Source organism: Microbacterium telephonicum, assembly GCF_003651225.1.
GTDB classification, from domain to species: domain Bacteria; phylum Actinomycetota; class Actinomycetes; order Actinomycetales; family Microbacteriaceae; genus Microbacterium; species Microbacterium telephonicum.
This window is the reverse complement of the sequence record NZ_RCDB01000002.1, coordinates 830,090-850,819: the sequence shown is the minus strand read 5'-3', so window position 1 is coordinate 850,819 and position 20,730 is coordinate 830,090. Positions and strand designations below refer to the sequence as shown.

At 71.2% G+C, this 20,730-nt stretch carries 19 protein-coding genes and 1 pseudogene; 18 read left to right on the top strand and 2 right to left on the bottom strand.

Translation table 11 applies throughout. The annotated features are described in order from the left end of the window. Nucleotides 1-49 precede the first annotated feature (49 nt). The 11 genes and pseudogenes from murC (at nucleotide 50) to C7474_RS08955 (ending at nucleotide 10,060) form a co-directional block, all read left to right on the top strand. Complete coding sequence (murC, locus tag C7474_RS09005; protein WP_121059070.1) at nucleotides 50-1,468, top strand: UDP-N-acetylmuramate--L-alanine ligase; 1,419 nt, start codon at nucleotides 50-52, stop codon at nucleotides 1,466-1,468. A 2-nt stretch (nucleotides 1,469-1,470) separates the two neighbouring features. After that, a complete protein-coding gene (locus C7474_RS09000; protein ID WP_121059068.1) occupies nucleotides 1,471-2,481 on the top strand; it encodes a cell division protein FtsQ/DivIB in 1,011 nt (336 codons plus the stop codon). Between the two features lie 177 nt (nucleotides 2,482-2,658). Continuing rightward, nucleotides 2,659-3,816: a cell division protein FtsZ gene (gene ftsZ, locus C7474_RS08995; RefSeq protein ID WP_121059066.1), complete on the top strand. Its 1,158-nt coding sequence runs from the start codon at nucleotides 2,659-2,661 to the stop codon at nucleotides 3,814-3,816. 22 nt (nucleotides 3,817-3,838) lie between these two features. Beyond that, entirely contained in the window at nucleotides 3,839-4,522 is a 684-nt protein-coding gene (locus tag C7474_RS08990) for a YggS family pyridoxal phosphate-dependent enzyme (RefSeq protein ID WP_121059064.1), read from the top strand. 35 nt (nucleotides 4,523-4,557) lie between these two features. Next, entirely contained in the window at nucleotides 4,558-5,022 is a 465-nt protein-coding gene (locus C7474_RS08985; RefSeq protein WP_121059062.1) for a cell division protein SepF, read from the top strand. A gap of 2 nt (nucleotides 5,023-5,024) precedes the next feature. Continuing rightward, a complete protein-coding gene (locus C7474_RS08980) occupies nucleotides 5,025-5,327 on the top strand; it encodes a YggT family protein (RefSeq protein WP_121059060.1) in 303 nt (100 codons plus the stop codon). Nucleotides 5,328-5,447: 120 nt separating this feature from the next. Next, the gene (locus C7474_RS08975; RefSeq protein ID WP_121059058.1) at nucleotides 5,448-6,065 is read left to right on the top strand and encodes a DivIVA domain-containing protein; all 618 of its coding nucleotides are present in this window, start codon (nucleotides 5,448-5,450) and stop codon (nucleotides 6,063-6,065) included. Nucleotides 6,066-6,067: 2 nt separating this feature from the next. Further along, nucleotides 6,068-6,721: a signal peptidase II gene (lspA, locus tag C7474_RS08970; RefSeq protein ID WP_199692406.1), complete on the top strand. Its 654-nt coding sequence runs from the start codon at nucleotides 6,068-6,070 to the stop codon at nucleotides 6,719-6,721. Between the two features lies 1 nt (nucleotide 6,722). Beyond that, entirely contained in the window at nucleotides 6,723-7,643 is a 921-nt protein-coding gene (locus C7474_RS08965) for an RluA family pseudouridine synthase (RefSeq protein WP_121059056.1), read from the top strand. A gap of 51 nt (nucleotides 7,644-7,694) precedes the next feature. After that, nucleotides 7,695-8,299: pseudogene (locus C7474_RS08960) on the top strand (N-acetyltransferase family protein). Nucleotides 8,300-8,323: 24 nt separating this feature from the next. Continuing rightward, a complete protein-coding gene (locus tag C7474_RS08955) occupies nucleotides 8,324-10,060 on the top strand; it encodes a long-chain-fatty-acid--CoA ligase (protein WP_121059054.1) in 1,737 nt (578 codons plus the stop codon). 15 nt (nucleotides 10,061-10,075) lie between these two features. On the opposite strand, the gene C7474_RS08950 is transcribed toward C7474_RS08955, so the two are convergent. Next, complete coding sequence (locus C7474_RS08950) at nucleotides 10,076-10,549, bottom strand: NUDIX hydrolase (RefSeq protein ID WP_121059052.1); 474 nt, start codon at nucleotides 10,547-10,549, stop codon at nucleotides 10,076-10,078. Nucleotides 10,550-10,606: 57 nt separating this feature from the next. Here C7474_RS08950 and dnaE point away from each other — a divergent pair, with 57 nt between their 5' ends. The 5 genes from dnaE to C7474_RS08925 are packed head-to-tail and all read left to right on the top strand — an operon-like array spanning nucleotide 10,607 to nucleotide 18,069. Beyond that, a complete protein-coding gene (dnaE, locus tag C7474_RS08945) occupies nucleotides 10,607-14,125 on the top strand; it encodes a DNA polymerase III subunit alpha (protein WP_121059050.1) in 3,519 nt (1,172 codons plus the stop codon). 60 nt (nucleotides 14,126-14,185) lie between these two features. Then, nucleotides 14,186-15,250, top strand: coding sequence for a hypothetical protein (locus C7474_RS08940; protein WP_199692405.1), 1,065 nt, complete (start codon nucleotides 14,186-14,188; stop codon nucleotides 15,248-15,250). A gap of 5 nt (nucleotides 15,251-15,255) precedes the next feature. Then, on the top strand, nucleotides 15,256-16,563 hold the full coding sequence (gene hisD / locus C7474_RS08935) for a histidinol dehydrogenase (protein ID WP_121059048.1): 1,308 nt from the start codon (nucleotides 15,256-15,258) through the stop codon (nucleotides 16,561-16,563). 1 nt (nucleotide 16,564) lies between these two features. Beyond that, entirely contained in the window at nucleotides 16,565-17,044 is a 480-nt protein-coding gene (gene nrdR, locus C7474_RS08930) for a transcriptional regulator NrdR (protein ID WP_121059046.1), read from the top strand. Next, nucleotides 17,044-18,069 carry a quinone-dependent dihydroorotate dehydrogenase gene (locus tag C7474_RS08925; protein WP_121059044.1) on the top strand — a complete coding sequence of 342 codons (1,026 nt, stop codon included), beginning with the start codon at nucleotides 17,044-17,046 and terminating at the stop codon, nucleotides 18,067-18,069. The genes nrdR and C7474_RS08925 overlap by 1 nt, the downstream gene beginning before the upstream one ends. Nucleotides 18,070-18,251: 182 nt before the next feature. Here C7474_RS08925 and C7474_RS08920 read toward each other — a convergent pair whose 3' ends face one another. After that, nucleotides 18,252-18,818, bottom strand: coding sequence for a DUF3043 domain-containing protein (locus tag C7474_RS08920; RefSeq protein WP_121059042.1), 567 nt, complete (start codon nucleotides 18,816-18,818; stop codon nucleotides 18,252-18,254). A gap of 47 nt (nucleotides 18,819-18,865) precedes the next feature. Between C7474_RS08920 and C7474_RS08915 the strand changes: the two genes are divergently transcribed. Both C7474_RS08915 and erpA read left to right on the top strand, forming a co-directional pair. After that, nucleotides 18,866-20,260: a dipeptidase gene (locus C7474_RS08915; RefSeq protein ID WP_121059040.1), complete on the top strand. Its 1,395-nt coding sequence runs from the start codon at nucleotides 18,866-18,868 to the stop codon at nucleotides 20,258-20,260. Between the two features lie 55 nt (nucleotides 20,261-20,315). Then, entirely contained in the window at nucleotides 20,316-20,675 is a 360-nt protein-coding gene (gene erpA, locus C7474_RS08910; protein ID WP_121059038.1) for an iron-sulfur cluster insertion protein ErpA, read from the top strand. Nucleotides 20,676-20,730: the final 55 nt, after the last annotated feature.

Here is a 20,730-nt window from a genome sequence, read left to right as displayed (position 1 = left end):
CGCGCGCCGGGCGAGCGCACAGCGAGCCGCGACCTAGACTTGTCGGGCCATGATTCGACCCGACCTCACCCTCCCGATCCCCGACGAGATCACCGCCGCACACTTCATCGGCATCGGGGGATCCGGCATGTCGGGGCTGGCCGGGATGTTCCTGGATGCCGGCATCCGCGTGTCGGGTTCCGACCGCGCCGACAGCGCGGCCCTGCGCGCCCTCGCCGCCCGCGGCGCCGACGTGCACGTGGGGCACGACGCCGCGAACCTTCCGGACGACGTCGATACGGTCGTGCACACCGGCGCCATCTGGCCCGAGAATCCCGAGTTCCTCCTCGCGAAGGAGCGCGGCCTGCACGTCATCCACCGCTCGCAGGCCCTGCACTGGCTCATCCGCGGCAGGCGCCTCGTCTCGGTCGCCGGCGCGCACGGCAAGACGACCTCCACCGGCATGATCGTCACCGCGATGAAGGCGCTCGGCGACGACCCGACCTTCGTCAACGGCGGCGTCATCGCGGCGCTCGGCGTCTCCAGCGGCACCGGCTCCGACGACCTCGTCGTCATCGAGGCCGACGAGTCCGACGGCACCTTCCTGCTCTACGACACCGCCGTCGCGCTCATCACGAACGTCGACCCCGACCACCTCGACCACTGGGGCAGCGGCGACGCCTTTTATGCGGGGTTCGCCCGGTTCGCCGACGCCGCGACGGAGGCCGTCGTCATCTCCTCCGACGACGCCGGGGCGCAGCGCGTGCGGGCCGGCCTCACCCACGCGAACGTCGTCACGTTCGGCGAGGCGGCCGACGCCGACGTGCGCGTGCACGACATCGTCGCCGACGGCCCGGTGTCCTTCTCCCTCACCCACGACGGCGTGACCGTGTCGGGGCGCCTCACCGTGCCGGGCGCGCACAACGCGGTCAACGCGGCGGGCGCCGTCGCGGTGCTGCTCACGCTCGGGCACGGGCTGGATGCCGCCGTGCGCGCCGTCGAGGACTTCGGCGGCACCGTGCGCCGGTTCGAACTGCACGGCACGCAGCGCGGGGTCAGCGTCTACGACGACTACGCGCACCATCCGACCGAGGTCGCGGCCGCCCTGGCCGCGGCACGCACGGTCGTCGGCGACGGCCGCATCATCGCGGTGCACCAGCCGCACACGTACTCGCGTACACAGGCCATGCACCGCGAATTCGCCGAGGTGCTCGAGTCACACGCCGACCACACCGTCGTCCTCGACGTCTACGGAGCGCGCGAAGACCCGGTCCCCGGCGTCACCGGGGCCCTCGTGAGCGAGTCGTTCGACGACGCCGACAAGGTGCACTTCGTCGCCGACTGGCAGGAAGCCGCCGACTACACCGCGAGCGTCGCCCGCGACGGCGACTACGTCATCACGCTCGGCTGCGGCAACGTGTACCTCATCATCCCGCAGGTGCTCGAAGCCCTCGCGGCGTCCGCCGAGACCGCCGGGCCCCGGGGCTGAGCGTGCGTCGGCCGACGCCGCTGCCGCAGGCACCGCGGGCCGACGCGTCCGCGGCGCCGCCGCGTCGCTCCCGCGACGAGGTCGCCTTCGGCGACGACGGCGACGTCGACGAGACCGCGGTCGAGCCGGACGCCCTTCCCATCGCGGCCGCGTTCGCGGCGCCGTCCGCCGCAGCGCCGTCGCCCGGCGAGGATGTGGCGACCGGCCCCGACGACGCGGATCCGTTCGTCGACGCGTCCGCACAGGGGCCCGGTCCGCTCCGCGCGCGCGACGTCTGGGCGGCGGCCCGCGCCCGTCGCAAGGCGCTGCGCGCGGAGGTGCGCCGCTTCACGGCGCGGCAGCGGCGCCGCCGCATGATGTGGCTCGGCGCCCTCGGCGCCGTCGTGCTCCTCGTGCTCGGCACCCTCGCCGCCGCGTACGGCCCGCTGTTCGCCGTCGAGCGCGTCGAGGTGGTCGGCACCGCCACCCTCGATCCCGCCGCCGTGGAGCAGGCGCTCGCGGGGCAGATCGGCACGCCCCTCCCGCTCGTGGACTCGAGTGCGGTCAAGGCGGCGCTCGTGGCGTTCCCGCTCGTGGAGTCGTACACCCTCGAAGCCCGGCCGCCGCACGACCTCGTGGTGCGCATCGTCGAGCGCACGCCGGTCGGGGTGTTCGAGAACGCCGCGGGTTTCACGCTCGTCGACGCCGCCGGCGTCGCCCTCTCGACGACACCCGACCGCCCCGAGGGGGTGCCGCTGATCGCCGTCGACGGCGGCCCGCGGTCGGCGGCCTTCGAGGCCGCCGGGCACGTCTACCGCTCCCTCCCGGACGACGTGCGGGCGCGCGTCAGCGACATCTCCGCCACATCGCCCAACGACGTCACGCTGACCCTCGGCGACACCGGGGCGCAGGTCGTATGGGGCAACGCCGACGACTCCGCCGAGAAGGCCGTGCGCCTCGGCAAGATCATGGCCGCGCGTCCCGACGCGAGCCTGTACGACGTGTCCTCGCCCGACGCGATCGTCGTACGCTGACGCCGCGACGCCGACTTGCGGATGCGGATCGGCGACACGCCCGCGCGCCTTCCGGCGGGGGAGCGGCATCCGCTTACCTTCGAGTTCAGGAAATGCATACTCGGCATTTCTTTAAACCTCTGGTTGAGGTTGAAGGTTTAGACAAGACGCGGTTCGGGACGAAAGACGGAGGCCGGCATGAGCCAGAACCAGAACTACCTCGCGGTGATCAAGGTCGTCGGCGTGGGTGGCGGCGGCGTGAACGCCGTCAATCGGATGATCGAGCTCGGCCTGCGCGGCGTCGAGTTCATCGCCGTGAACACCGACGCGCAGGCGCTGCTGATGAGCGACGCCGACGTCAAGCTCGACGTGGGGCGCGAGCTCACCCGTGGGCTCGGCGCGGGAGCCGACCCCGAGGTCGGCCGCCGCGCGGCGGAGGACCACGCCGAGGAGATCGAGGAAGCCCTCACCGGCGCCGACATGGTCTTCGTCACCGCCGGCGAGGGCGGCGGCACGGGCACCGGCGGTGCACCGGTGGTCGCGCGCATCGCGAAGTCCATCGGCGCCCTGACGATCGGTGTCGTCACCAAGCCGTTCTCCTTCGAGGGCCGCCGCCGCCAGCAGCAGGCCGAGCTGGGCGTCGCCAAGCTCAAGGAAGAGGTCGACACCCTCATCGTCGTCCCCAACGACCGCCTGCTCGAGATCAGCGACCGCGGCATCTCGATGATCGAGGCGTTCGCCACGGCCGACCAGGTGCTCCTGGCCGGTGTGCAGGGCATCACCGACCTCATCACGACGCCCGGTCTGATCAACCTCGACTTCGCCGACGTCAAGTCGGTCATGCAGGGAGCAGGTTCCGCCCTCATGGGCATCGGCTCGGCCCGCGGCGCCGACCGCGCCATCAAGGCCGCCGAGCTCGCCGTCGAATCGCCCCTGCTCGAAGCCTCGATCGAGGGTGCGCACGGCGTGCTCCTGTCGATCCAGGGTGGATCGAACCTCGGCATCTTCGAGATCAACGACGCCGCCCAGCTGGTCAAGGAGGCGGCGCACCCCGAGGCGAACATCATCTTCGGCACGGTCATCGACGACACGCTCGGCGACGAGGTGCGCGTGACGGTCATCGCGGCGGGCTTCGACGGCGGCGAGCCGCAGGCGCGCATCGAGCCGATCACGGCCCAGCGCACCGTGCCGGCCGCGCCCGCCCTGCCCGAGCTCAGCGCCGAGGACGCGGCGTCGCCGCGCGCCGAGCGCGAGGTCGAAGAGAAGAAGGAGTCGGTGTCGGTCTCGGTCGCCAGCGACTCGTACGACTCGGTGTTCGGGGACGACGACCTCGACATCCCCGACTTCCTGAAGTGACGGGCGCCACCGCCCACAGCGCATGGATCTGACGGCACGGCTCGCCGACCTCGACGCCCGCATCGCGGATGCGGCGGGGACGGCGGGCCGTGACCCGTCGGAGATCACGCGCATCGTGGTCACCAAGTTCCACCCCGCCTCACTCGTGACCGACCTGCACGCCCTCGGCGTGCGCGACGTCGGCGAGAACCGGCAGCAGGAGCTGAGCGCGAAGCACGCCGAGCTCGCGGCGCTGCCGGGGCTCACCTGGCATTTCATCGGCCAGCTGCAGACGAAGAAGGCGCGGGCGGTGCGCGTCGCCGCCCAGGCGGTGCACTCCGTCGACCGGGACCGCGTCGCCGATGCCCTGCACGCCGCCGACCCCGACGGCGACCCGCTCGACGTCCTGCTGCAGCTGAACCTCACCGACGACCCGGGTCGCGGCGGCGTCGCCCCCGGCCGGCTCGAGGCCCTGGCGACCCACGTGCTGCAGGCGTGCCCCTCGCTGCGGGTGCGTGGCGTCATGGCCGTCGCGCCGCTCGAGGAGAGCCCGGCCGCCGCCTTCGCGCGGGTGGCCGCGGCATCCGACGACCTGCGGCGGCTGATCCCCGACGCGCGCTGGATCTCGGCGGGCATGTCGGGCGACTTCGTCGACGCGATCGCGGCGGGCGCGACACACCTGCGGATCGGCACCGCAATCACGGGACCGCGGCCGGACCGCGGATAACCTGCCAGAAGACGAGCACACACACGGAGGATGCGATGTCGAACCCGCTCAAGAAGACCATGGTGTACCTGGGCCTCGCCGATGAGGAAGAGGCCTACGAACAGGAGCAGGCCGTCGCCGCGCCGCGCCGCGAGAAGCCGCAGCCGGTCGAGAAGCCGGCCGCGCCCGTGACGCCGCTGCACCGCCCCGCCGTCGTGCGCCAGCCGACCGCCGGCACCGTGAGCGAGATCCTCACCGTCCACCCCAAGCAGTACCGTGACGCGCAGGTCATCGCCGAGAACTTCCGCGACGGCATCCCCGTGATCATCAATCTGTCGCAGATGAGCGACGCCGACGCGCGCCGCCTCATCGACTTCGCCAGTGGACTCTCGCTGGGCCTCTACGGTCGCATCGAGCGTGTCACGAGCAAGGTCTTCCTGCTCTCGCCCGAGAACGTCGCCGTGTCCGGTGACGGCTCCGTCGCCCAGGCCGATGCCGAGGGCGCGGCCTTCGTCCAGTAGTCGTGGAGATCGTGCGGATCATCGCGTCCATCGCGAACATCCTGCTCCTGCTGTACATCCTGCTGCTGTTCGGGCGGCTGATCCTCGAGTACATCCCGATGTTCAATCGGGAATGGCGTCCCCGTGGGACGGGCCTGGTCGTGGCTGAAACCGTGTTCACCGTGACCGACCCGCCGCTGAAGCTGTTCCGCCGACTCATCCCGCCGCTGCGTCTGGGACCGGTCGCGATCGACCTCGGTTTCCCGCTGACGATGCTGCTGTGCTTCGTGCTGCTGTCGGTGGTGCGTGCCGTCATGCTGATGTGACGCACGCACGCATCGTTCTCGCGCCCCCCGGTGACGCGGACTATGCTGTGGAGACGGCCCGCCTCCGGGCGGCCCCATCCGATCGGCCCGCGTCGTGAGCCCTGAAAGAGGATTGACACCATGGCTTTGACCCCCGAAGACGTCGTCACCAAGCAGTTCCAGCACGTCCGCTTCAAGGAGGGTTTCGACCCGGACGAGGTCGACGACTTCCTGGACGAGATCGTCGTCGAATGGCGCAAGACGATCGCCGAGAACGATGAGCTGAAGGCGAAGCTCGCGGCCTACGAGTCGGGATCCGCCCCCGTGGCCGCCGCGCCCGCCGAGGTGGAAGAGCCCGCCGTCGTCGACGAGGTCCCCGCGGCCGAGCCCGAGCCGGAGCCCGTCGCCGCCGCCCCGACGCCGGCCGCCGACGCGACCGCCCCGGCGCTCGCCACCGCCGGCATCATCGAGCTCGCCCAGCGCCTGCACGACGAGCACGTCGCCGAGGGTCAGGCCCAGAAGGACAAGCTCATCTCCGAGGCCGAGCTGAAGGCCTCGCAGATCATCGCCGACGCCGAGCAGAAGAGCCGCGAAGAGCTGTCGCGCCTCGACAGCGAGCGTTCGACCCTCGAGAACCGCATCAGCGAGCTGCGCCAGTTCGAGCGTGACTACCGCACGCAGCTGCGCGGCTTCATCGAGGACAAGCTCCGCGACCTCGACGTCGCGGGCACGGGCGCATCGCCCGTCTCGGCCTCCTGATCTTGGCGGCCCGAAAGCCACTGCGTCCTGCGGCGGCCGGCACCCTCGTCGCGGTCCTCGCGATCCTGGTGCTGGCCGCCGACCAGTTCGCGAAGCATTTCGCCCTCGAGAATCTGCCGTATCAGGAGCCGGTCGCCGTCTGGGGCGACTTCCTGCAGTTCTACCTCACCCGCAACCCCGGTGCCGCGTTCTCGCTCGGCGAGGGCGTCACGTGGGTGTTCACGCTGATCCTCGCGGCCGCGGCGGTCACGATCGTCGTGCTGGCGGCGGGCCGCATCCGCTCCCGCGCCTGGGCGATCATCCTGGGACTGCTGCTGGGCGGCATCCTCGGCAACCTCACCGATCGCCTCATCCGCGAGCCCGGATTCCTCATCGGTCATGTCATCGACTTCATCAACACACCGTGGATGTGGACGTGGCTGGGCATGAACCCCGCGATCTACAACATCGCCGACATGTTCATCGTCACGATGATGATCGGCGTCGCGGTGCTCGTGCTGGTGGGACTCCGCTTCGACGGCACCCGTGAGCTGCGCCAGACGGATGCCGACGCCGAAGCGGCCGGCACCGACCCGGCCGTGGCGGGCACCGTCGAGGGCGCCCCGGGCGGGTCCACCGCGACCGACGCCGCCGACGGCATCCCGCCCCGAGGCTGACGTGGACTCGCGATCTCTCGTCGTCCCCGACGGCCTCGACGGCGTGCGCGTCGACGCGGCCCTCGCGAAGATGCTCGGGTTCTCGCGCACGTTCGCGGCCGAGGTCGCCGAGGCCGGCGGCGTGCGGCAGGACGGGCGCACCCTCGCCAAGAGCGACAAGCTGCGGGGCGGCGCGTTCCTCGATGTCGAGTGGCAGGCGCGGCGGGAACCGGAGATCGTGCCGATCGCGGTACCCGACCTCGGCATCGCCTACGACGACGACGACATCGTGGTCGTGGACAAGCCCGCCGGCGTCGCCGCCCACCCGTCCGTGGGGTGGGAGGGGCCGACGGTCGTCGGCGCCCTCGCCGCCGCGGGCTTCCGCATCGCCACCAGCGGCGCCGCCGAGCGTCAGGGGGTCGTGCACCGGCTCGACGTCGGCACGAGCGGCCTGATGGTCGTCGCCAAGACCGAGCGTGCCTACTCCGCTCTCAAGCGGGCCTTCAAGGAGCGCGAGGTCGAGAAGATCTACCACGCCGTCGTGCAGGGACATCCCGATCCGCTCTCCGGCACGATCGACGCGCCGATCGGCCGGCACCCGTCGCACTCGTGGAAGTTCGCCGTCACGCCCGATGGCAAAGACTCCGTCACCCACTACGAGACGATCGAGGCGTTCCCGGGCGCCTCGCTCCTGGAGATCCATCTCGAGACCGGTCGCACGCACCAGATCCGCGTCCACATGGCCGCGCACCGGCATCCGTGCGTCGGAGACCCGCTGTACGGTGGGGACCCGACGCTGTCGGCACGGCTCGGGCTCACCCGGCAGTGGCTGCACGCGCACGAGCTGACGTTCGCGCACCCGGTGACGACCGACCCGGTGACCGTGACGAGCGACTACCCGGCCGACCTCGCCCACGCCCTCGAGGTGCTGCGCGGCGACTGACCGTCGCGCCGCGCCTTGCCGATGTCGGATGCCGGTGGCATCGTGACAGGCATGGCGGGCAAGGGGGCGTCCTCGACCGGCGAGACTCCGATCGAGGTGCGACCGGCGACCTCGTTCGACGACGTCGCGACGATGGTGGGGCCGAAGTCCCGCAGCGCGAACGTGTGCTGGTGCCTGAGCTACCGCCTCACGCGCAGCGCGGAGAACCGCGAGCTGCGGGGGGAGGCGCGGGGCGCGAAGGTGCGCGAGCTGATGGCGTCGGGCCCGCCCGGCGTGCTCGCATACGACGGCGACGAGGTCGTCGGCTGGGCCGCCGTCCACCCGCGCGCCGACACGAGCTTCGCCACGAACCGGCGCATCCCGCACGTCGGCGACGACGAGGGCGTCTGGAGCGTGTGGTGCATCCGGGTGCGACCGGGCCACCGCGGGCAGGGCATCTCGCATGCGCTCCTCGACGGGGCGGTCGCCTTCGCGCGCGACGGCGGCGCGACCGTGGTCGAGGGCTACCCGGTCGACAACAGGGGGAGAAGGTCGACCTCACGATGGCCTACGTCGGCACGCGGAGGCTGTTCCAACGCGCGGGCTTCCGCAAGGCCGCCGACACCGATTCGGTGCTCAACGGCTTCCCGCGGGTGCTGATGCGCAAGAAGCTCTGACGGCGCCGGGAGAGAGTCCGGCGCATGCGGCGACGCGTACATGCCGGTACATACGCTGATCCGGTGAACCCCCTCGCCTCACGTCCCTGGCTCGCGTCCTACGCCGACGGGGTGCCGCACGACATCGCCGCCTCCGACGAGACGCTCGTCGACATGCTGGATGCGGCCGTCGCTGCCCACGGGAAGCGTCCCGCGCTCGACTTCTTCGGGGCGGTGACGACCTACCGTGACCTGGGGGAGCAGGTCGACCGCGCCGCGGAGGCGCTGCGCCGCCTCGGGGTCGGCGCCGGCGATCGGGTGGCCCTCGTCCTCCCCAACTGCCCGCAGCACATCGTCGCCTTCTACGCGGTTCAGCGACTCGGCGCGATCGTCGTCGAGCACAACCCGCGCTACACGGCGCCGGAGCTGCGCCATCTCTTCGAGGTGCACGGGGCGCGCGTCGCGATCGTCTGGGACGCCGTCGCCGACGCGATCGCCGACCTCCCGGCCGACGTCCGTCCCGCGCAGATCGTCGCCGTGCGCATGCCGGACGCGCTGCCCTGGCACCTGCGTGTCGGGTTGCGGCTTCCGCTCCCGTCGGCGCGGCGATCGCGGGCCGCGATGACGGCGGCTCCGACGGCGGCGGGCGTGCTCGACTGGGCGAGGCTCGTGCGTGCGCGGCGGATCTCGCGCCGCGTTCCGCGGCCCGTCGCCGACGACGTCGCGGTGCTCCAGTTCACCAGCGGCACGACCGGCCGTCCGAAGGCCGCCGTGCTGACGCACCGCAACCTGCGCGCCAATGCCGCGCAGTCCGCCGCGTGGGTGCCCGACCTCGTCCCCGGCAGAGAGGTGTTCTACGGCATCCTCCCGCTCTTCCACGCGTACGGACTGACCCTCTGCGTGACGACGGCGGTCTCACTGGGCGCGCGCATCGTGCTGTTCCCGCTCTTCGACGTGCCGATGACGCTCACGGCCCTGCGGCGCACGCAGCCCACCTTCCTCCCCGCCGTCCCGCCGATCTACGACGCACTGGCACGGGCCGCCGGGCGTGCCCGAGTGAACCTCTCCGGCATCCGCCACGCGATCTCCGGGGCGATGGCGCTGCCGGCGGCCACGGTGCGCCGCTGGGAGGAGGCCACCGGCGGCATCCTCGTCGAGGGCTACGGCATGACCGAGTCGTCGCCGATCGCGATCGGCAACCCGATGGGCCCGCAGCGTCGCGCGGGCACCGTGGGGATCCCGTTCCCCAGCACCGACATCCGCGTCGTCGATCCGGACGACCCTGCACGCGACCGGGCCGTCGGCGAACCGGGCGAGCTGCTGTTGCGGGGGCCGCAGGTGTTCCGGGGCTACTGGAACCAGCCCGAGGAGACCGCGCAGGCGCTGACGCCGGACGGGTGGCTGCGCACCGGCGACATCGTCACGGCGGACGCCGACGGATTCGTGGCGATCGTCGACCGCATCAAGGAACTCATCATCACGGGTGGGTTCAACGTGAGCCCGAGCGAAGTGGAGCAGGTCCTCCTCATGCACCCCGACGTGGCCGATGCCGCCGTCGTGGGCGTGCCGCGCGCCGACGGCGGCGAATCCGTCGTCGCGGCCGTCGTCGTCCGCGAGGGGCGCGAGTTCGACGCCGCGGCGATCCGCGCCGCGGCGCGCGAGGGCCTGGCCGCCTACAAGGTGCCGCGCACGGTCGTGCGGTTCGACACGCTGCCGCGCTCGCTCATCGGCAAGGTCCTGCGGCGCGAGGTGCGCGAGGAGATCGTGCGCCGACAGGCCTGAGACGTCCGCCGGAAGTCAGCGCCCGCCGGCGAACGACGTCGGGTCGTCCTCGGCGATCGCGAGCGCGATTTTGCGCACGTGGAACTGCTCGACCTCGACGAGCTCGCCCAGGCCGTACCAGCCGACCTCGGTCAGTTCGCCGTCGGCCGGATGCGGGTCGCCCGCGACCCAGTCGCAGCGGAAGACGAGGTCGAGGTAGTCCACCTCGTCGCCGTTGGCATACGTGATGCGGGGGAGCTGCTGCACGAGGGCGAGGCGGGTCGCCCGCACCTCGACGCCGGCCTCCTCGCGGCACTCGCGCACCGCGGCATCCGCGGGCTCCTCACCCGGATCGACGATGCCCGAGACACACTGCCACGCGCCGTTGTCGGCGCGCTTGCCCAGCAGCACCTTCTCGTCCTTGAAGACGACGGCGGTCACCCCCACCAGCGGCAGCGGTGCATGCCCGATCTTCTCGCGCAGCGACAGGACGAACTCCGGAGTGGCCATGCGACCAGCCTAAGCGCGCGCCGACCCGGCGTCGGAGGCCGCACGTAGACTCGATCCGTGGCATCCGACTCCTTCGTTCACCTGCACGTGCACAGCGAGTACTCCATGCTCGACGGAGCCGCGAAGATCGGCGCGATGACACAGGCGGCCGCCGAATACGGCATGCCGGCGATCGCCGTCACCGACCACGGCAACACGTTCGCGGCGTTCGAGTTCTACCGCGCCGCGCAGGCGGCCGGGGTCAAGCCGATCATCGGCCTCGAGGCCTACGTCACCCCCGGCACGCACCGCAGCGACAAGTCGCGCGTCGCGTGGGGCACGCCCGAGCAGAAGAGCGACGACGTGTCGGGCTCGGGCGCCTACACCCACATGACGTTGTGGAGCCAGAGCACGCAGGGCATGCACAACCTGTTCCGGCTGAGTTCCCTCTCGAGCATGGAGGGCTACTACTTCAAGCCCCGGATGGACCGCGACCTGCTGCAGACCTACGGCAAGGGGCTCATCGCGACGACCGGATGCCCCTCCGGCGAGGTCCAGACCCGGCTGCGCCTCGGCCAGTACGACGCGGCGCGGGCCGCGGCGGCGGAGTTCCAGGACATCTTCGGCAAGGAGAACTACTTCGCCGAGATCATGGACCACGGCCTGTCGATCGAGCGCCGCGTCATGACCGATCTCATCCGGATCGCCAAAGACCTCGACATCCCGCTCGTCGCCACCAACGACTCCCACTACACGCACCAGCACGAGGCCGACGCGCACGCGGCTCTGCTGTGCGTGCAGTCGGGCTCGACCCTCGACGACCCGAACCGCTTCAAGTTCGACGGCGACGGCTACTACATCAAGACCGCCGCCGAGATGCGGCAGATGTTCCGCGACCACCCCGAGGCGTGCGACAACACACTGCTCATCGCCGAGCGCTGCGAGGTCGAGTTCAACACCTCCGCCAACTACATGCCGCGCTTCCCGGTGCCGGACGGCGAGACCGAGGACAGCTGGCTCATCAAAGAGGTCGAGAAGGGCCTCCACTACCGCTACCCCGGCGGCATCCCCGACAAGGTGCGGGCGCAGGCCGAGTACGAGACCGGCATCATCCTGCAGATGGGGTTCCCGGGCTACTTCCTCGTCGTCGCCGACTTCATCAACTGGGCCAAGGACAACGGCATCCGCGTCGGCCCCGGCCGCGGTTCGGGTGCCGGCTCGATGGTCGCCTACGCGATGAAGATCACCGACCTCGACCCCCTCGAGCACGGCCTCATCTTCGAGCGCTTCCTCAACCCCGACCGCGTCTCCATGCCCGACTTCGACGTCGACTTCGACGACCGGCGCCGCGGCGAGGTGATCGACTACGTCACCGAGAAGTACGGCTCCGAGCGCGTCGCCCAGATCGTCACCTACGGCACGATCAAGTCCAAGCAGGCCCTCAAGGACGCCGGTCGCGTGCTCGGGTTCCCGTTCAGCATGGGCGAGAAGCTCACGAAGGCCATGCCGCCCGCCGTGATGGGCAAGGACATGGAGCTCGGGGGCATGTTCGACCCCGAGCACAAGCGGTACAAAGAGGCCAGCGAGTTCCGCGCGCTCATCGAGAGCGACCCCGAGGCCAAGACCGTCTTCGACCGCGCACTCGGCCTCGAGGGACTCAAGCGCCAGTGGGGCGTGCACGCGGCGGGCGTCATCATGTCCAGCGAGCCTCTGCTGGACATCATCCCGATCATGCGCCGCGAGCAGGACGGTCAGATCGTCACGCAGTTCGACTATCCGTCGTGCGAGACCCTCGGCCTCATCAAGATGGATTTCCTGGGGCTGCGCAACCTCACGATCATCTCCGACGCCCTCGACAACATCCGCATGAACCGGGGGCAGGAGCTCGACCTCGAGCACCTCGCCCTCGACGACCGTGCCGCCTACGACCTGCTCACCCGAGGCGACACCCTCGGCGTCTTCCAGCTCGACGGCGGCCCGATGCGCTCGCTCCTGCGCCTCATGAAGCCCGACAACTTCGAAGACGTCTCGGCCGTCATCGCGCTGTACCGTCCCGGGCCCATGGGCGCGAACTCGCACATCAACTACGCGCTGCGCAAGAACGGGCAGCAGGAGGTCACCCCCATCCACCCCGAGCTCGAGGAGCCGCTCAAGGACATCCTCGACATCAGCTACGGCCTGATCATCTATCAGGAGCAGGTCATGGCGATCGCGCAGAAGGTGGCCGGGTTCTCGCTCGGTCAGGCCGACATCCTGCGCCGCGCGATGGGAAAGAAGAAGAAGTCCGAGCTCGACAAGCAGTACGAGGGCTTTTCCGGAGGGATGAAGGAGCGCGGATTCGGTGACGGCGCCATCCAGGCGCTCTGGGACATCCTGCTGCCCTTCTCCGACTACGCCTTCAACAAGGCCCACTCGGCGGCGTACGGTCTGGTGTCGTACTGGACCGCGTACCTCAAGGCCCACTATCCCGCCGAGTACATGGCCGCGCTGCTGACGAGCGTCGGCGACTCGAAGGACAAGATGGCGGTCTACCTCAACGAGTGCCGCCGCATGGGCATCAAGGTGCTCCCGCCCGACGTGAGCGAGTCGATCCGCTACTTCGCCGCCGTCGGCGAGGACATCCGCTTCGGTCTCGGCGCCGTGCGCAACGTGGGCGCGAACGTCGTCGACGGCATCGTGCAGGCGCGCACCGACAGGCCGTACACGTCGTTCCACGACTTCCTCGACAGAGTGCCGATGCACGTCGCCAACAAGCGCACCGTGGAATCGCTCATCAAGGCGGGGGCGTTCGACTCGCTCGGCGACACCCGCCGCGCGCTGCTGGAGATCCACGAGGACGCCACCGAGGCCTCCGTCGACCGCAAGCGCAACGAGGCGCAGGGGGCCATCGGGTTCGACTTCGACAGCCTGTACGACGCGGCCGAAGAGGTGGTGCCGCCGAAGGTGCCGGCGCGCCCGGAGTGGACGAAGAAGGACAAGCTCGCCTTCGAGCGCGAGATGCTGGGACTCTATGTCTCGGACCATCCGCTCGCAGGGCTCGAGATCCCGCTCGCCAAGCACGCGTCGACGTCGATCCACGACCTGCTCGCCTCGGAGACGGTCGACGACGGCGACCAGGTCACCGTCGCGGGCCTCGTCACGAGCGTGCAGCACCGCGTCGCGAAGCAGAGCGGCAACCCGTACGGCATGATCACCGTCGAGGACTTCGACGGCGAGGTGACGGTCATGTTCATGGGCAAGACCTACACCGAGTTCCAGTCGATGCTGCAGCAGGACGCCATCCTCGTCGTGCGCGGCCGGGTTTCGCGGCGCGACGACGGCCTGAACCTGCACGGTCAGTCCGCCTTCGCCCCCGACCTCGGGACGGTCGACGCGTCTGGCGCCCTCGTGCTGCTCATGCCGGAGCACCGCGCGACCGAGACGACGATCGAGCGACTCGCCGAGACGCTGCGCCGTCATCCGGGTGACACCGAAGTGACCCTGCGCCTTCACAAGGGCGGCATGGCGAAGGTGTTCGAGGTGCCGCTCCCGGTGTCGGTGACCGTCGACCTGTACGGCGAGCTGAAGGGGCTGCTCGGGCCGGGGTGCCTCGGCTGAGCGCGGGGGCGGACAGGTAGGATCGTGACCACGGCCTACCGAGATCCGAGAGGAACCATCGTGAGCGACGACACCCGCGATAACGCCACGCCCACCGGGGATGAGACCGGAGACGACCTCGGTCAGAGCACCGACCGCTTCGACCGCGAGACCCTCGCGGCGGCCGCATCCTCCGACGAAGTCGCCGCGGATGAGTACGCGGCCGAGCACACGGCGCCGGAGTCCGCATCCGCCACGGTCGACGCCGACGGCGAGCCGACGCTCGGTCCCGCCGCGCAGCCGTCCGTCGCCGAGCCGGGGGAGGCGTCGGTGCAGTACGGCGTCGGCCCGTTCTCGATCCGCGAGGTCGCACTCCTCGGAGTGTGGGCGGTCGCCTTCGTCGTCTCGTTCTTCTCGATCTACGGCGACGCGCGCTTCATGCAGGCGCTCGGCGTGGGCGGCACGGTGTGGACCTCCGGCATCTCGTGGATCCTCACGATCGGCGCACCCACGGTGGCCGTGGGGCTCCTCGTGCTGCGCCGGTTCTCGCCGGACGGCATCCGTCGCGTCGGGTCGCTCGGCATCGACCAGTTCGCCTCCGTGGCGTTCTCGGTCGCGACGCTGGTGTGGCTTGGCATCCTCTGGGAAGAGATCGCCCGCGCCGCCCAGGGCGGACTGTGGCTGCACAGCTGGGTGATCTGGGTAGAGTTCTTCCTCATGCTCGCCGGTGTGCTCCTCACGGTCTTCGCGCCGTTCATCGCCCCGTTCGACCAGGACTTCCGCGGACGTCCGCAGGTCACCGCGCATGCGCTGGCCAGCCCCGCACGTCCCGTGACCGCGCGTCCCGCCACCGTTCCGGTCTCCCGTCCCGCGGCGGACGACGATGCCGACCCGTGGGCCGCGCCCGCCGCGCAGACCGCCGCGGCCGAGGAGCCCGTCACGACGGCCCCCGCCGCGAGCCAGGCGTTCTGGGCGCTCGCGCCCGTCGAGCGCGACGTCGTCGACGAGAGCGGCGCGCCGCTGTTCACGGTCGGCCCGACCGCGTGGGCCCTCGTCATCGAGGACCGCGGTGACACGTTCGTGGTGCGTCACGAGGACGGCCGGATCGGCTACCTGCACGACGTCTCCGGCGTGACCCGCGGCTGACCCGGATGCGCACCATCGACCTGCGCGGGCGCACGCTCACGCCGGCGGAGCTGCTCGCGGCCGTGCCACGGGCCACCGCCGCCCGCGACGAGGCGCTGGCGACCGCCGCGCGCATCGTCGACGACGTCGCGACCCGTGGTGAGGTCGCCCTGCGCGAGCAGGCCGCCCGCTTCGACGGAGCCGAGGGGCACGCCGTGCGCGTCCCGCGCGCCCACCTCGACGAGGCCCTCGCGACGCTCGACCCCGCGGTGCGCCGCGCGCTGGAGGAGGCCATCCGCCGCGTGCGTGCGGCATCCGCGGCGCAGGTGCCCGACCCTCGGGTGACTGAGCTGGAACCCGGCGCGCGCGTCGAGCAGCGCTGGCGCCCGGTGCGGCGCGTCGGTGTGTACGTGCCGGGCGGCAAGGCCGTCTACCCGTCGAGCGTCGTCATGAACGTGGTACCCGCCCAGGTCGCCGGGGTCGGGCAGGTCGCCCTCGCCTCGCCGCCGCAGCGTGACCACGACGGCCGCGTGCACCCGGTGATCCTCGCCGCCGCGGCCCTCCTCGGCATCGACGAGGTGTACGCGATGGGCGGCGCCGGCGCGATCGGCGCCTACGCCCACGGCGTCGAGTCGCTGGGCCTCGACCCGGTCGACGTCATCTCGGGCCCGGGCAACAACTTCGTCGCCCTCGCCAAGCGCGTCGTCGCCGGCATCGTCGGCACCGACTCCGAGGCCGGTGCGACCGAGATCCTCGTCGTCGCCGATGCGAGCGCCGACCCCGACCTCGTCGCCGCCGACCTGGTCAGCCAGGCCGAACACGACGAGCAGGCCGGCGCCGTGCTCGTCACGCCCTCCGCAGCGCTCGCGGATGCCGTGGCCGCCGCTGTCGAGGCGCGCGCGTCCGCGACGCTGCACGCCGACCGCGTGGCGGTGGCCCTGGCGGGGCCGCAGTCGGCCATCGTGCTCGTCGACGATCTCGACGCGGCGACGGCGTTCAGCAACGCGTACGCGCCGGAGCACCTCGAACTGCACCTGGAGGATCCCCGCGTCGACGACTTCGTCAACGCGGGCGCCGTCTTCGTGGGGCCGTGGTCGCCGGTGAGTCTCGGCGACTACCTCGCCGGAAGCAACCACGTGCTGCCCACCGGAGGTCAGGCCCGGTACGCGGCGGGTCTGTCGGCCTCGACGTTCCTGCGCCCGCAGCAGGTCATCGTCTACGACCGCGACGCCCTCGCCGCGGTGCACGACGACATCGTCGCGCTGTCCAGTGCCGAGGTGCTGCCCGCCCACGGCGAAGCGGTCACCGCGCGCTTCGCGGACCGGGAGGCCTGACGTGCACTGCCCGTTCTGCCGCCACGCCGACTCGCGCGTCATCGACTCCCGCACGAGCGACGACGGCCTCAGCATCCGCCGCCGCCGGCAGTGCCCCCAGTGTGGCGGCCGCTTCTCGACGATCGAGACGGCGAGCCTCAACGTGATCAAGCGCTCCGGCGTCACCGAGCCGTTCAGCCGCGAGAAGGTCATGTCGGGCGTGCGCAAGGCGTGCCAGGGCCGCCCCGTGACCGAGGGCGACCTCGCACTGCTCGCGCAGGAGGTCGAGGAAGCGGTGCGCCAGACCGGCACGTCGCAGATCGACACGAACGAGATCGGCCTCGCCATCCTCGAGCCGCTGCGCACCCTCGACGAGATCGCGTACCTGCGGTTCGCGAGCGTCTACCAGGCCTTCGACACCCTCGACGACTTCGAGGCGGCGATCGGGCAGCTGCGCGCCGACCACGCGGCGGCGGCCGCTGCCGCGACGGACGAGGTGTGATGTACCCCTTCATCTTCCGAACGGTGTTCGCGCGCATGGACGCCGAGCGTGCGCACCACCTCGTCGTGCCGGTCATCCGGCTGCTGGGCGTGCGCCCGTTCGCGGCGATCGTCCGCGCCGTCACGAAGCCGGATCCGTCGCTGCGCACCGAGGCGCTCGGGCTGGTGTTCGACTCCCCGTTCGGGGTCGCCGCCGGGTTCGACAAGAACGTGCGGATGACGGCGGGCCTCCACGCCCTCGGCTTCGGACACGTCGAGGTCGGGACCGTCACCGCGATCGCGCAGGACGGCAATCCGAAGCCGCGCCTGTTCCGTCTCGTCGCCGACCGTGCGCTCGTCAACCGGATGGGGTTCAACAACGACGGGGCCGCGGCCGTCGCCGCGCGTCTCGTGGCCGCCCGCCGCCGTCATCCGCGGGCAGTCATCGGCGTGAACATCGGCAAGAGCCGGGTCGTCGACGTGGCCGACGCGACCGAGGACTACCTCGTCAGCGCCCGGCTGCTCGCTCCGCTGGCCGACTACCTCGTCGTCAACGTGTCCTCCCCGAACACGCCGGGCCTGCGCGGCCTGCAGGCCGTCGAGACGCTCCGTCCGCTGCTGTCGGCGGTCCGCGCGGCGGCCGGGACGACGCCGCTGCTCGTCAAGATCGCGCCCGACCTCCCCGACGACGAGGTCGAAGCGGTCAGCCGTCTCGCCGTCGACCTGGATCTCGCCGGGCTCATCGCGACGAACACGACGATCTCGCGCGACGGCCTGGTCAGCGACCCTGCGCGGATCGAGGCCGCCGGTGTCGGCGGGCTGTCGGGTGCCCCGCTGAAGGGGCGGTCGCTCGAGGTGCTGCGGATCGTGCGTGCGGCGGTCCCGGCGGAGTTCTGCGTGATCGCCGCCGGGGGAGTGGAGACCGCGGCCGATGTGCGCGAGCGGCTCGACGCCGGCGCGACCCTCGTGCAGGGCTACTCCGCCTTCATCTACCGCGGGCCGCTCTGGGCGCGGCAGATCAACCGCGGCCTCGCCGCGTCCCGCTGAGTCGCCGCCATCCGGCATCCGGATGCCGCGCAGCGGCGCGCGAGCGCGAACGGCGACCGTGTCACACGATGTGCCGGTGCGGCCTCCCCGTGACGGCCGTATGCGTGACACGCGCGGAGACCGTGTCACACGAAAGACCGGTGCGGAGGCGTCGGGACGGCGTGTCGTGTGACATGCCCGATTCAGGCGGGCTTCTGCCCCCGCTTGACCTGGGGCTTCGGCAGTCGCATGAAGCGCATCTGGATCGTGCGCATCGCGCCGTACCAGCCGAGACCCTTCTCGACGCGGGAGCCCCACTTCTCGCGGGCGAGCTTCTTGACGCGCATGCTCGTGAAGATCATGTCCGCCACGACGAGCAGGATGAACGCCCACAGGCCGATGAAGCCGTAGTACATGATCGCCGGGTTCGGGATGAGGCTCAGCAGGATCACGACCACCATGAGCGGCATCATCAGCTCGCCGAAGTGCCAGCCGGAGTCCACCCAGTCGCGCACGAACTTGCGCTGCGGACCCTTGTCGCGCAGCGGGAGGTACTTCTCCTCGCCGTTGGCCATGCCGATGCGGGCTTTCTCGCGCTGCGCCGCCATCTCGGTGCGAACCCGGCGCTTGGCCTCTTTGGTGTCGGCCACCAGGGGACGCTTGCGTGCCGCCTCCTGCTCGGCCCGCGACGGGGTCGGGCGGTTCTTGCCGACGCCCTGCGGGGCATCGGCGGAAGCGTCGGGGACGGGGGCAGCGGGAGTCTTTGCCACGGGAGGGACCTCAAGTCGGCGGAAACGTGCGTTCTAAGATTACCCGCATGACCTCAGCTTCGTCCCGGGCCTCGGCCGTGCACGAGGCGGCCACCGCTGCCGTCCCCGCCGCCCTCGCCGACCTCGGTGCCCTCGTGCGCATCCCGTCCGTCGCGTTCCCCGGCTTCGACCGCGCCGAAGTGGAACGCAGCGCGGCCGCGGTGAAGGCGCTCCTCGACGACCTCGGCATCTTCGACCGGGTCGAGGTCAAGACCGCGAACGTCCCCGCGACGGGCGAGCCCGGGATGCCGGCCGTGCTGGCCACGCGGGCCGCGCGCAACGGGCGGCCCACCATCCTGCTCTACGCCCACCACGACGTGCAGCCCGTGGGTGACGAGTCGCTGTGGGAGAGCGCGCCGTTCGAGCCGACGCTGCGGGGTGGCCGCCTCTACGGCCGCGGCGCGGCCGACGACAAGGCCGGCGTCATGGCGCACATCGGGGCGCTGCGCGCGCTCGTCGAGGTGCTCGGCACCGATTTCGACCTCGGGGTGAACCTGTTCATCGAGGGCGAGGAGGAGGCGGGGTCGGCCTCGTTCGCCGCGTTCCTCGCCGACAACGCCGACGCGCTGCGCGCCGACGTGATCGTCGTCGCCGACTCGGGCAACTGGGATGCCGTCACGCCGGCGCTCACGGTGTCGCTACGCGGGAACGCCCGCTTCACGATGACCGTGAAGACCCTCGACCACGCCTCCCACTCGGGGATGTTCGGGGGAGCGGTGCCCGACGCGATGCTCGCCACCGCCAAGCTGCTCGCGACGCTGTGGGACGACGACGGCGCGGTCGCCGTCGCGGGGCTCCACGAGCGCGACGCCGAGACGCCCGAGTACACCGAAGAGACGCTGCGCAGCGAGGCGGGCCTGCCCGACGGCGTCAGCCCCATCGGCCGCGGCACGATCCTCAGCAGGCTGTGGAACAAGCCGACCGTCACCGTGACGGGCATCGACTTCCCGAGCGTGCGCAACGCGTCGAACACCCTGACTCCGGAGCTGTCGGTCGTCATCAGCTCGCGCGTCGCACCCGGGCAGCGCGCCGCCGACGCCTACGCCGCGCTCGAGGCGCACCTGCGTGCCCACGCACCGTTCGGCGCGCAGCTCACCTTCAGCGACGTCGACCTCGGCGACGCCTTCCTCGTCGACACCTCCGGCTGGGCCGTCGAGAAGGCGCGGGACGCGCTGGAGAGCGGCTACGGCGTCTCGCCCGTCGACATCGGGGTCGGCGGCTCGATCCCGTTCATCGCCGACCTCGTGCGCGAGTTCCCGGCGGCGCAGATCCTCGTCACCGGCGTCGAAGACCCGCACGCGCGGGCCCACAGCCCCAACGAGTCGCTCCACCTCGACACCTTCCGGCACGCCCTCATCTCAGAGGCGCTGCTGCTCGAGAGCCTCGACGCCTCGACGCTCTGACGATGCCTCCGCGCGGTCGGCCCTCCACCAGGGTCGGCCGCGTAGAATCAACGCCATGACCGACATCGCCACGTCCACCGACATCCAGACCCACGGCGTCGCGCTGACCGACGCGGCCGCCGCCAAGGTCAAGAGCCTCCTCGAGCAGGAGGGCCGCGACGACCTGCGTCTGCGCGTCGCCGTCCAGCCCGGCGGATGCTCGGGCCTCATCTACCAGCTCTACTTCGACGAGCGCTTCCTCGACGGCGACGTCGCGGTCGACTTCGACGGCGTCGAGGTCATCGTCGACGACATGTCGGTGCCCTATCTCGACGGCGCCAAGATCGACTTCCAGGACACGATCTCGCAGCAGGGCTTCACCATCGACAACCCCAACGCGGCGGGCAGCTGCGCCTGCGGCGACTCGTTCCACTGACCCTCCGGGGCGGGGCTTCGCGCCCCCTCCGAGAGTCGGGACATCCTGGGCGGAT

What these genes read in the sequence shown, in the direction of transcription:
- murC (WP_121059070.1), top strand. Translation starts at nt 50, where the DNA reads ATGATTCGACCCGACCTCACCCTCCCGATCCCCGACGAGATCACCGCC.
- ftsZ (WP_121059066.1), top strand. Translation starts at nt 2,659, where the DNA reads ATGAGCCAGAACCAGAACTACCTCGCGGTGATCAAGGTCGTCGGCGTG.
- C7474_RS08990 (WP_121059064.1), top strand. Translation starts at nt 3,839, where the DNA reads ATGGATCTGACGGCACGGCTCGCCGACCTCGACGCCCGCATCGCGGAT.
- C7474_RS08985 (WP_121059062.1), top strand. Translation starts at nt 4,558, where the DNA reads ATGTCGAACCCGCTCAAGAAGACCATGGTGTACCTGGGCCTCGCCGAT.
- C7474_RS08975 (WP_121059058.1), top strand. Translation starts at nt 5,448, where the DNA reads ATGGCTTTGACCCCCGAAGACGTCGTCACCAAGCAGTTCCAGCACGTC.
- C7474_RS08955 (WP_121059054.1), top strand. Translation starts at nt 8,324, where the DNA reads ATGCGGCGACGCGTACATGCCGGTACATACGCTGATCCGGTGAACCCC.
- C7474_RS08950 (WP_121059052.1), bottom strand. Translation starts at nt 10,549, where the DNA reads ATGGCCACTCCGGAGTTCGTCCTGTCGCTGCGCGAGAAGATCGGGCAT.
- hisD (WP_121059048.1), top strand. Translation starts at nt 15,256, where the DNA reads ATGCGCACCATCGACCTGCGCGGGCGCACGCTCACGCCGGCGGAGCTG.
- C7474_RS08925 (WP_121059044.1), top strand. Translation starts at nt 17,044, where the DNA reads ATGTACCCCTTCATCTTCCGAACGGTGTTCGCGCGCATGGACGCCGAG.
- C7474_RS08915 (WP_121059040.1), top strand. Translation starts at nt 18,866, where the DNA reads ATGACCTCAGCTTCGTCCCGGGCCTCGGCCGTGCACGAGGCGGCCACC.
- erpA (WP_121059038.1), top strand. Translation starts at nt 20,316, where the DNA reads ATGACCGACATCGCCACGTCCACCGACATCCAGACCCACGGCGTCGCG.